This window comes from Mesorhizobium metallidurans STM 2683 (genome assembly GCF_000350085.1).
Taxonomy (GTDB): Bacteria; Pseudomonadota; Alphaproteobacteria; order Rhizobiales; family Rhizobiaceae; genus Mesorhizobium; species Mesorhizobium metallidurans.
Genome location: NZ_CAUM01000004.1, coordinates 19,414 through 30,389 on the forward strand (window position 1 = coordinate 19,414; position 10,976 = coordinate 30,389).

A 10,976-nucleotide genomic window follows, 5' to 3' on the forward strand; every position below is an offset into this window, starting at 1 on the left:
TTCGGGTCTTTCAAATGCCTGTCGGAACGACGAGTAAGAGTGTTCACAGTTTGACAGCCCTTCGTGGCGGTTGAACATGTATTGAGAGCGCTTGCGCGTCTCACTTGACGGCCCCTCCGGTCAGCCCTTCGACGAACCAGCGCTGGGCGGAGAGGAACGCGATGATGAGGGGGGCGACCACGAGGGTAGAGGCGGCCATGAGCGGGCCGTAGTCGTTGCCGGCCTCCCCGTTCTTGAAGACCATGATGCCGAGCGGCGGCGGCATGAGAGACTGGTCGCGCACCGCGATCAGCGGCCAGAACAGGCTGTTCCAATGCGAGACGATGGAGAAGATGCCGAAGGCGATGATTGCAGGCAGCGCCATCGGCACCATGATCCGCCAAACGATCGCCAGTTCCGACAGACCGTCGAGGCGAGCGGCGTGGATGACGTCGTCGGGAATGGTCTTGAAAAACTGCCGGAACAGGAAGATGCCGAAGGGCGAGACGACGTACGGGAAGATCAGCGCTGCATAGGTGTTGAGAATGCCGACCTGATAGCCCAGGACGAACAGCGGCAGGGACAGAACCTCATGCGGCAGGATCAGCGCGATCAGGACCATTGCGAACAGCAGGTTGCGGCCCGGGAAGTCGAGCTTGGCCAGTGCATAGGCGGCCGGAGCGCAGACGATTATCTGCAGCGCCAGGATCATCGCACAGACGATAACGCCGTTGAGCATGTAGCGCGGCAGCGGCGAGTTCGTCAGCGCCTTGGTGTAGTTCTCGATCCCGTAGAACTGCTCCGGCCAAAAGCTGAAGGAGGCCCGGAAGATCTCGCCCGGGGGCTTGATTGAGAGCGAGACCATCCAGACGAAGGGGATGAGGATCAGCGCGCCGGTGATCAGCAGAACGGCATGGCGAAGAATAGCTGATGGAGGTGCAAGGCGGTGAGCGCTCATTGGTAGTGAACCTTTTTATCCAAGACGCGGGCCTGGATGAGGGTCAGCGCGACGACGATAAGCAAGAAGACGGCGGCGACCGAGGCGCCATAGCCGGTGCGCAGATACTCGAAGCTCTCTCGGTAAAGCGTGTAGAGGAGCATCTCCGAGGCGTGACCCGGTCCGCCCTGGGTCAGGACCTGGACGGTATCGAAGGTCTCAAAAGCCTTGAGCGCCACGACGATGAAGACGAACATGGTGACCGGCCCCAGCATCGGCAGGGTGACGGTCCGCAGACGGTCAAGCCACACATCCGCGCCATCGATATCGGCGGCGTCATAGAGATCCTGTGGGATCGACTTCAGCCCCGCAAGAAACAGCACCATGGCGAAACCGAGATTCTGCCAGATGCCGATGACGGCCAGCACCGGCAGCACGGTGTTCTCATCGCGCAGCCAGTTGGCGGTCGGTAGGTCGAGACCGGCAAGCGTCTGGTTGACGAGGCCGATGGTCGGGTGAAGTAGCGCCTCCCAGGCGATCGCCATGGCAGTGAGCGTCGCCATATAGGGCAGGAAATGGATGGCGCGGTAGAAGGCGCGGAAGGACTTGCCGCTCTCGATCAGCAGCGCAATCGCAAGGCCAAGGACGATCGTACCCGGCACGACGATCGCGACATAGACGATCGTGTTGACCAGCGAGGCGCGGAAACTCTCGTCAGCGAAGACTTCGCGGAAATTTGCAAGCCCGACAAAGGAGAGCGAACTCGCCCCGAACTGCCAATCGGTGAGCGCGATGGCAAAGACGGCGAAGACCGGCAAGAAGAACAGGACAATGAGAAGCAGGAACGCCGGGCCAGCGAGCGACCCCGCGGCAAGCATCTCAATGGTCCGGTGACGGCGCAGCGCCTTTTGGGAAGCGCGGCGATCAGTTGAGGATGTAACCGCTTCCCCAGTGGCTGAAGGGGCGATGCTCACTGCACGCGCTCCTTCATCCGCAGCACGGTCGCGCTTGCATGGTCGTGAGGACGCAGACGGTGCCCATCGGCGGCAAACAGCAGCAGCCTTTCCGGTTTGACGCCGAGATGCAGCGTCTGGCCGGACGCGATCTGCGGCGCGCGCTCGGCAAGCAGGCGGGCGATGACGGGATGCTCGGTTCCCGGAACGGCGAGGTGGACGTATAGGTCGGAGCCCATGTGCTCGATCATCCGGACGGCGCCGGTCAGAATGTTATCGCCGCCGGCCTCGACGAGGTGGAAGGCTTCGGGCCGGATCCCGAGAGCAAGGCTGATCCCTGGAGTGATATCGCCAGGTATGGCGAAGCTCGTACCCGCGATCTCGGCCAGCCCATTATCGCGCACGCGTGCCTCGAGCATGTTGATTTTTGGCGAGCCGATGAATTCTGCGACGCGCCGATCGTCGGGATCGGCATAGATCTCCCGCGGCGAGGCGACCTGCAGAAGCTCGCCATCGAGCATGACCGCGACCCGGTCGGACATGGTCATGGCCTCGGATTGGTCATGGGTCACATAGACGAACGTGACGCCTAGGCGGTCGTGCAATTCCTTGATCTCGGCGCGCATCTGGACGCGAAGCTTGGCGTCCAGGTTGGACAGCGGCTCATCCATCAGGAAGACGGCCGGCTGGCGTACCATGGCGCGGCCGACCGCGACCCGCTGACGCTGGCCGCCGGAAAGTTGGCCCGGCTTGCGCCCCAGAAGGTGCCCGATGCCGAGCGCCTTGGCGGTGCGCATCACGTCCTTTTCGATCTCCGCGCCAACCGCCTTCGTTCCCGGCAGGAAACGCCCGATTAGCGGCAGGCGCTGTATCGAAGACAGCCGGCGCATCCTGAGCGGTACGGCCATGTTCTCCTGCACCGTCATGTGCGGGTAGAGCGCATAGGACTGGAACACCATCGCCACGTCGCGCCGCTTCGGCCGCACGCCATCGACGACACGCTCACCGATCGCGATCGAGCCGCCGGTCTGCACCTCCAGACCCGCGAGGATGCGCAGCAGCGTCGACTTCCCGCAGCCCGAAGGACCAAGCAGCGTCACGAACTCGCCGTCGGCGATATCGAGCGACACATCACGCAGCACAGGCGTGGCGCCGAAGGATTTTTCTATTTTTTCGATGGTTATGGCCGCCATGGTGCTTTACCTCTTTCAGCCGAGCGCAGCGGAAAACCACCACCTTACTGAACTGTTATCGCGGCAGATGATCAAAGCCTTTTGTTACAGATGCGTGACATATATCGAATATTGCGATAGGAAACCGGCGAATCCGGATGGTTGCCGCGCGTGCGCAAGGGGTGAGACTTGACCGAGGAAAAGGACCTTTCGCTCAACGCTGTTCGGGCTTTCGTGCAGGTCGCACGGGACAACAGCGTCACCCGGGCCTCCAAAACCCTTGGCATCACCCAAAGCTCGGTGAGCCGCCACCTCGCGGTATTGGAAAAGTATCTCGGCGCCAAGCTGCTCGAACGGTACGGACGCCAGAGTCAGTTGACGGATTTCGGGCGGCTGTTCGCCGATGCCGTTGCCGAGCCGCTCGACACGATCTTCTTTACGGCAAAGCGAATGCGCCGCGGTGACGGGAAAGATGCCAACCGGCTTGTCGTGAGGACGTCGCTCTCGACCTTCGCTTATACGCTGCTTATCCCCAATCTGCGCGACTTCTCGAAGGAAATGGGCGGCGTCACGGTCGACGTCATCAGCACCCTGTCGGCCCCCGCCTCAACCGACAGCTTCGACGTGCTTCTGACCCGGGACCTGACGCTGACCGAACCTGGAGATCGCTGGGATTTCTACGACGAGCAGCTCGTTTGCGTCGGCGCGCCGGACTGTGTCGCCGGTCGCGGCTTAGAGGCGCTGCGCACCACACCGGTGATTGCCGTCACCTCGCGGCCGGACATCCTGCCGACTTGGCTTCGCGGCATGGATCTGAAGACGTCGGACATCATCTCGGGGGCACGCTACGACCACCATTATCTGGCCTTGCCGGCGGTCACGACCGGCCAGACCTTGCTGGTGACGCCCCATATCGTCGTTGCGGATCTGATCAGGCAAGGCCTCCTGGAAGTGTTTCCCAGCTCGCGTGCGCCGAGCGGCATGCAATACCGGGCCTATGCGGTCGACCGCAGCGGCAATCCGGATCTCGCCCGAGCCTTCTGCCGTTGGCTTACCCGGCTCTGCCGGAAAAAGACCGAGGAGGAGAACACCGGGAAATAGGTGCTGGCGGCAATGATGCATCGCAAAACGCGATCATTTCGGCCGCCTTCCGCGATGCCAAAACTGGCGAGCGAAGGACGCCTCATCTAACTCTAGGCATAAACTCCCTCGCCTTGAGGAAAGTCCATTGCCCTTACTCGCCAAAAGACTGCAGGCCGTCCGTCCCTCACAGACAAAAGCGATGACTGCCAAGGCGACCGCCTTGCGCGAACAAGGTGTCGATATCGTCACGCTAAGCCAGGGTGAACCGGATTTCGACACGCCCGAGGCTGTCCAGAAAGCCGGCGTCGCCGCCATCCTCGAGGGAAAGACGCGCTATACGCCGGTCGCCGGCGTCAAGCCTCTGCGCGAGGCAATCCGAGAGAAACTCTCACGCGACAACGGCCTCGGCTACGACATAGACCAGATCACCGTCGGCTGTGGCGCCAAGCAGGTGGTCTTCAACGCGCTCTTCGCCAGCCTGGACGCGGGGGACGAAGTCATCATCCCCACGCCCTGCTGGGTCTCCTACCCTGACATGGTGCGGCTCGCCGGCGGCGAGCCGGTGCTGGTCCCCTGCCCTGAGGAGTCGGGTTTCAAGCTGAAGCCGGAGGATCTGGAGGCGACGATCACGCCGCGCACCAAATGGCTGATGCTGAATTCGCCTAACAATCCAACGGGCACTGTCTATTCCAAGGCCGATCTGGCCGGCCTGGCTGAAGTCCTGCGCCGGCATCCCGAAGTCCACGTCCTGTCCGACGACATCTACGAAAAACTCGTCTATGACATGCCCTTCGCGACGATGGCAGAGGCCGCGCCGGACCTCATCGACCGGGTGCTGACGGTTAACGGCGTATCCAAGTCCAGCGCCATGACCGGCTGGCGCCTCGGTTATGGCGCCGGCCCCAAAGACCTCATCAAGGCGATGAACACGATCGAGGGCCAGACCTCGTCGCATACCAGCTCGATCTCCCAATATGCGGCGATCGAGGCCATCGGCGGCAACCAGGACTACATCGCCGAGTTCGTGTCCGCCTTCCGCAAACGACGCGATCTCGTCCTCGAGCAGATCAATCTGGCCGAGGGCCTGAGCTGCCGCGTGCCCGACGGCGCCTTCTATGTTTTCGTCTCCTGCGCCGGCGTCATTGGCAAGGTGACCGCCACGGGCAAGGTGATCGAGAGCGACATGGACTTCGCCATGTATCTGCTGGAGCAGTTCGGTGTCGCCGTGGTGCCCGGCAGCGGCTTCATGGCCTCACCCTATATTCGCATTTCCTATGCCGCATCAGAGGACGAGTTGAAGCGCGCCTGCGGCCGCATTCTCGCCGCCTGCACCGCCCTTTCCGAAAGCAAGAAAACCCATGAGCAAAGCGAAGCAGCTGCGTGACCGTATAGCCGAACGCGGCCTCGTCCATATCATGGCAGCCCACAGCCCGCTTTCGGCCGTGTTGGCCGAGGAAGCCGGTTTCGACGGGATCTGGGCCTCAGGCTTCGAGCTCTCCGCCCTTTACGGTCTGCCGGACATGAGCCTCATCTCGATGACGCAGCACCTCGACATGCTGCGTGCGATCGCCGGCCGGTCGTCGCTGCCGATCGTCGCCGATATCGACACCGGCTACGGCAATGCGATCAATGTGATCCATGCCATCTCCGAATATGAGCACGCCGGCGCCTCGGCCGTCGTTATCGAGGACAAGACCTTCCCGAAGGTCACCAGCCTCGCCGCGGGCGGACGCCAGGAATTGCTCCCGGTCGCGGAATTCCGGGGCAAGATCGAGGCGGCCATCAGCACCCGCACCGATCCTGACTTCCTCGTCATCGCCCGCACCGAGGCCTTGATCGCCGGTCTCGGTGAGGAGGAAGCTCTCGCACGCGCCAAGGCTTATACGCAAGCCGGGGCGGATATGATCCTGATTCATTCCAAGAAAAAGGATCCGTCCGAGATTGAAAGCTTCGCGCGCGCCTGGGATGGCGATGTGCCGCTCACCATCGTGCCGAATGCCTATCCGGAGCTCGACGCGCCCCTCATCCAGGCGCTCGGCAATATCCGCATGGTCATCTACGGGAACTACGGCATCCGCGCCGCCACGACCGCCATGCAGGACACCTTCCGCCGCATCATCGCCGATGGTGGCGTGCAGAACGTCCACAAGGATATCGTCCCCGTCGAGGAAATCTTCCGGCTTCAGGGCATGGAGAAGACCCAGGCGGACGAGAAACGTTTCCTGCGGTAAGCGGACTTGCGGAAGGGGAAGCGCGGATGGAGCAATCAATCCATGTCGTGTGAGATTCCTGCATGCCCGAAGGCGCGTCCCCATTTGAGTTTCGCCATTTACGTTATACCAGTGGGTTTTAGGTTTGACCTATGACTGCTGTGCCATCTATCAACTGGACAGGAACACGCAGTGATGATTGGTCGCGACCAATCCTTGCGGGCTGACGAAGGAGGCGGAGCATCCGCCCAGTGATACGATCGCGTTGAGCGGGGCAGCGTCCAGTCGGCTCAGCTGCGCGGGATCGATCTGGAGCCCATCCGCGCGCACGGCCGCGCCCACTTCCGCAGTCTGGGCCGGCATCCACATGCCTTCGTTCGCCGATGCAGCGGTGGCCGTCCAGAGCAAGGCGATGGCGCTTACCCGAGCAACCATTTCACATTCGCAGTTCATACTGGTGTCTCTCCCATTCTGTCTACTGTTCTCCGCCGACTGGATCGATGGGCTATCGGGCTGGCCGGCGTCCGCCAGCGCCTGCGCGGCTGCCACTGGGTGAAGACTGAGTGGACGGTGAACGCAAAAATCTGGATGACGCTCCCCTCAAATTGTATCGGTTCCGTGCAACGTTTGCGGATCATCCGTTGCACTAATCGTGCCAAAGGAATAAAGCTTTCAATGACCTAAATGGTAAGCTGCCTTCCATGTCCGACCTCCGACATTTGGTAGTAGACCCGACACCCTCGTCCCCGCTTGCGAGGAACCCCGCTGCCGAACGGCCGTCGCCTGGCCATTAATTGTGAGAGTGCGTGCTATCGTTTCTGTTAGGCATGCGGTGTTGCGCGAGGGCGAGGGTGCGAGGAATGCCCGGAGTTCCCCCGGCCGAAAATCCCCTCGGCGCTTAGCGACAATCGTGAGCATAACGCGGCAGACTATGCCGGAGCAGTGGGTTCGAACCGATCGGCGTCCCAAGCTCTTCACGCGGCGGGCTCGCTGCTGTTTCCGTGCTGTATCTGGGTCGTGTGCGTGACCGACTGCTACCGGTGAAAGCCTTTCCTGGCAGTTGCAAACGTCTGCGTCTGCGCACCTAGCGGTAAACGCCGAAGACCAGGGATCTGATGCATTTCCTTGCTGGCGTTCGCCGATCGGGAAGTGGAGCGACCGATCTGCGAACATCTGAATTGAATTATTATCGCCGCTGGATAGGCGCCGGGCGGTTCAGGAACTGCTCAGCCCCGTTCCCCACTGCCAATTATGCGACTTTCGAAGCACGAAGCGTGAACATCATCCCTCTGTGGCTTTGGTTTGCGGCTCGCCTTGAGGCACCTCGCGTCATGAGCGATCGTACAGTCTCTTGTTCTGGAATGGTTCACGGAAGCGGACTAGCCGCCTTTGATGCCCCGCGTGGTAAAGCGGACATCCGAAATAAGGTGATTGTTTTCGGTGTCGACACATCGTGGACCATCCGCTGCAAGAAAGGCGGATCAGGAGAAAGCTGCGTTGCGAGGTGTCGATGGATGAATAAGTATCGGGTTGCACCAAGCCGCCCCTACCGCGCAGTTTCGGATAGTCTGAGGATTGCAGAAGAGTCGCCACAGTTCGAATAAGCGGCCCGCCGCCGGCAGCCGGGTGTGATGTCACCGTAGCCCAAGGTGGTGAGAGTCACAGACGTAAAATAGAATGCGTCGATAATGGTCTGCACCTTGGCACCACTGCTGGTGAGGCCAAGCGAATCTCGCAACTCCCAATGCATCAATGACAAGGCAACCATGAGGCCAATGGTCGTGCAGGCGAGGTTCCGCAGCCTTACCCCAGAGCCCAAAAAGAACTCGAACATCCATGAACCCACGACAGCCGACGTCTTAGCAGGCCGCCGGTGTAGCGGGAACCCTTCATCCCAATTGAGGTAGCGCTGCCAACGGCGAAACATGAACTGAGCTACGTCAGCGTAGTCGGGCTGGGCCTGCATGCGGCTGTTTCGCAACAGCTCCTGAAAGAGGTGTACACCTATGTTCGCATAATTCTTGCTGGGAATGCATTTGGAAAATGCCCGCGGGTTCACATAGACATTCCGCAACTCGAATCGATGGACGTTGCAGTTGATGAAGCGGCAATCAGTGAATCGACAGTTCGAGAAGATGGTACCCATGAACAAGCAGCCTTCGAAGGTGCAGTTCTGAAACTCGAGTTCCTTGATTTCCGTGTTGGCGAAACTGAAGTTCCGAAATGTCTTGTCGCGTATCCGCCGAAGACGCGGGAATGCCGTTGAGACGAGTTGGTCAGGGTTGTGTTGGCTGTCTTGGATCGTGGTGCGAGTCGGATCATTCAAGACGGCAAAGAACGACCGACTATCGACGAACTCGGCCGTCTGCCCCTTCAGCTTAAAGAATGGATCCACATATGCTTCCGGGCCTTGGAGACAAGACTAAGGCTTGGGCCGCCCGTAGTCAAAATCTTTGTCTCAGTTTCGCTAGGGCTGCTGCACCGCGCCAACCTGCCACGCGATTGCTGACCGTCATCTGTTTTGCCTTGTTGCGCCCGACCACCGCGACCACCTATGAGAATCGCTCCAAACTAGATTCTCCTCACCTTGCCGGCGATTGGCAATAGCCCGAGCGAGCTGATTCACACGGTTAAAAACCGCCTAATTCGTAAACATAACCCAAATTTCCAAATATTTAACCGCATCCTGCAACTCTGTTGTCGGGGATTACGCTATGAATGAACTTCATTTTGGCAATAATCTAGACGTGCTGCGGGCGATGCCAGCGGAGTGTGTCGATTTGATCTACTTGGATCCGCCTTTCAATTCGAACGCGAATTACAACGTCCTCTACGGCACGAAACACGGAGGTGCCTCCAAAGCCCAATCGCATGCGTTCGAAGATACATGGACTTGGGGTAGAGATGCGCAAAGGGCATTGGACGAGACGGCGGCGCGCCATTTTGAAGCCGGTGCTTTGCTTGACGCCTTTCAAAGGGTATTCGCCGGCAGTGACATGATGGCATACCTTGCAATGATGGCTGTGCGCTTGATTGAAATGCGGCGCGTCTTAAAGCCAAGCGGGTCGCTCTACCTCCACTGCGATCCGACTGCGAGCCATTATCTCAAGGTATTGCTCGATGCGATATTCGATCCACGGAATTTTCGCAGCGAAGTAATTTGGCGACGCGGCGGGTCGCACAATAAGCTTAGCAGACAGTATGGACCAATCCACGATGTCATTCTGTTTTACGGCAAGTCTAAAAGCACCATATTTAGTCCGGGTACCACACCACACAACAAAGAATACATAGATGGGGAATTTCGATTCGCGGACAAACGCGGGAAGTATCGCCTAAATGAGATAATGGGGCCAGAGGTTCGCAAGGGTAATAGCGGAAAACCTTGGCGTGGCTATGACCCGACGCCCAGAGGACGACACTGGGCGATACCAGATAGCTTGAAGGAAATGCTACCGAGCGACCTGCGTGACGCCGAGGTTCAAAAACAGCTCGATTATCTATTGTCGATAGACCTTATAGTTCTCTCAAAGACCGGGAGACCAAAATATAAGCAGTATCCGACGAAGGGTGTTCCCTACCAAGATATTTGGGCGTTTCAACCTGGAACTAAAGGTGCCCTTTTTGATAACAATGACCGCATTGACGAAGATGTGAAGTGGCTTTCCAACGAAGCTGAAAAACTGGGATACCCTACCCAAAAGCCCGTTGGTTTGCTCGAAAGAATTATTCGCACGTCGTCGAAACCTGACGACGTTGTCCTGGACCCCTTCTGCGGTTGCGGGACGGCCATTCACGCCGCCGAACGGCTAGGTCGCAGATGGATCGGAATCGATGTCACCTACCTTGCCATACATGTCATTGAGCAGCGGCTTGTGAAGGCATTCGGCCCTGGAATTAAGGGTAGCTATACTCTCTACGGGCGACCTGAAGATGCCGAAGATGCGAGGGCGCTCGCTGCACGCGATTGGCTCGAATTCCAGAAATGGGCCGTGTTCAATCTTGACGGCTTGCCCAAGGACAGGCCGGGCGCGGATGGCGGTATCGACGGGATTATTCGCTATCACCAACTTGGAAAAGACCACGCCAGCCGGGCGATAATCTCGGTGAAAGGTGGTTTGAACGTCGGCGTGGACGCAATTCACAAACTTAAGTCTGTGATGAAGCGCGAGGAGGCTGAGCTGGGGGTCCTCGTTTGCGTCAACCCTCCAACAGGTCCGATGCTTCGCGAGGCGGCGTCGGAAGGCGAGACCGGCCCCACAAACAGGCGAGTTCCGAAGATTCAGATTGTCACTACAGAGCAACTCTTTGACCCGGTTCCCGTGCTTTTGCCGGGAATGGTAGACCCCCCTGAGGTGCTCTCAGCTCCTACGCTGCCGGCCAAACGTGGCCGGAAGCTTATTGAGGGTCAAACAGAGATGCTTTTCCCGATAGAGGGCGCAGCGGAAGCTCCGAAACGTAAAGGCAATCGGTCGATCCGTTCGGTCGATATTGAAGTTACCAGATCAGCCTACGCGCGGAAGGCCAAATAAAGCGCAGCATCTAAAGACGCCAAACGGCGAGAGCAATTCCGCCTCAAACGCGTGGCGGTCTGCGGAAGTCACCGTTGGCTAGGTCGAACTAGCGCTCACGATTTACGCTT

Annotated in this window: 9 protein-coding genes; 4 read left to right on the forward strand and 5 right to left on the reverse strand. The window is 59.3% G+C overall.

The genetic code is table 11. The features are described 5' to 3' along the window. Positions 1-100: 100 nt before the first annotated feature. The 3 genes from MESS2_RS00670 to MESS2_RS00680 form a co-directional block, all read right to left on the reverse strand. On the reverse strand, positions 101-937 hold the full coding sequence (locus MESS2_RS00670) for a carbohydrate ABC transporter permease (protein ID WP_008872087.1): 837 nt from the start codon (positions 935-937) through the stop codon (positions 101-103). Continuing rightward, positions 934-1,794, reverse strand: a complete 861-nt coding sequence (locus MESS2_RS00675; RefSeq protein ID WP_008872088.1) for a carbohydrate ABC transporter permease — start codon at positions 1,792-1,794, stop codon at positions 934-936. The genes MESS2_RS00670 and MESS2_RS00675 overlap by 4 nt, the downstream gene beginning before the upstream one ends. 92 nt (positions 1,795-1,886) lie before the next feature. Beyond that, positions 1,887-3,062 (reverse strand): ABC transporter ATP-binding protein, encoded by a 1,176-nt coding sequence (locus MESS2_RS00680; protein ID WP_008872089.1) that lies wholly within the window; start codon positions 3,060-3,062, stop codon positions 1,887-1,889. Between the two features lie 168 nt (positions 3,063-3,230). Here MESS2_RS00680 and MESS2_RS00685 point away from each other — a divergent pair, with 168 nt between their 5' ends. From MESS2_RS00685 to MESS2_RS00695, 3 genes are all read left to right on the forward strand, one after another. Beyond that, a complete protein-coding gene (locus MESS2_RS00685; RefSeq protein ID WP_008872090.1) occupies positions 3,231-4,142 on the forward strand; it encodes a LysR family transcriptional regulator in 912 nt (303 codons plus the stop codon). A 181-nt stretch (positions 4,143-4,323) separates the two neighbouring features. Further along, positions 4,324-5,508, forward strand: coding sequence for a pyridoxal phosphate-dependent aminotransferase (locus MESS2_RS00690; RefSeq protein WP_008872091.1), 1,185 nt, complete (start codon positions 4,324-4,326; stop codon positions 5,506-5,508). Then, complete coding sequence (locus MESS2_RS00695) at positions 5,483-6,355, forward strand: isocitrate lyase/phosphoenolpyruvate mutase family protein (protein WP_008872092.1); 873 nt, start codon at positions 5,483-5,485, stop codon at positions 6,353-6,355. Before MESS2_RS00690 ends, MESS2_RS00695 begins: the two co-directional genes overlap by 26 nt. Positions 6,356-6,505: 150 nt before the next feature. Here MESS2_RS00695 and MESS2_RS00700 read toward each other — a convergent pair whose 3' ends face one another. After that, positions 6,506-6,787 (reverse strand): S46 family peptidase, encoded by a 282-nt coding sequence (locus MESS2_RS00700; RefSeq protein WP_008872093.1) that lies wholly within the window; start codon positions 6,785-6,787, stop codon positions 6,506-6,508. Positions 6,788-7,880: 1,093 nt separating this feature from the next. Next, positions 7,881-8,729, reverse strand: a complete 849-nt coding sequence (locus MESS2_RS30130; protein WP_008872095.1) for an ion channel — start codon at positions 8,727-8,729, stop codon at positions 7,881-7,883. Positions 8,730-9,048: 319 nt separating this feature from the next. On the opposite strand from MESS2_RS30130, the gene MESS2_RS00710 reads away from it, so the two are divergent. Continuing rightward, on the forward strand, positions 9,049-10,866 hold the full coding sequence (locus MESS2_RS00710; RefSeq protein WP_008872096.1) for a site-specific DNA-methyltransferase: 1,818 nt from the start codon (positions 9,049-9,051) through the stop codon (positions 10,864-10,866). The last annotated feature ends 110 nt before the right edge of the window (positions 10,867-10,976 follow it).

Coding starts and splice junctions, on each gene's coding strand:
- MESS2_RS00675 (WP_008872088.1), bottom strand. CDS start 1,794: ATGCTTGCCGCGGGGTCGCTCGCTGGCCCGGCGTTCCTGCTTCTCATT.
- MESS2_RS00670 (WP_008872087.1), bottom strand. CDS start 937: ATGAGCGCTCACCGCCTTGCACCTCCATCAGCTATTCTTCGCCATGCC.
- MESS2_RS00680 (WP_008872089.1), bottom strand. CDS start 3,062: ATGGCGGCCATAACCATCGAAAAAATAGAAAAATCCTTCGGCGCCACG.
- MESS2_RS00700 (WP_008872093.1), bottom strand. CDS start 6,787: ATGAACTGCGAATGTGAAATGGTTGCTCGGGTAAGCGCCATCGCCTTG.
- MESS2_RS00695 (WP_008872092.1), top strand. CDS start 5,483: ATGAGCAAAGCGAAGCAGCTGCGTGACCGTATAGCCGAACGCGGCCTC.
- MESS2_RS00690 (WP_008872091.1), top strand. CDS start 4,324: ATGACTGCCAAGGCGACCGCCTTGCGCGAACAAGGTGTCGATATCGTC.
- MESS2_RS00710 (WP_008872096.1), top strand. CDS start 9,049: ATGAATGAACTTCATTTTGGCAATAATCTAGACGTGCTGCGGGCGATG.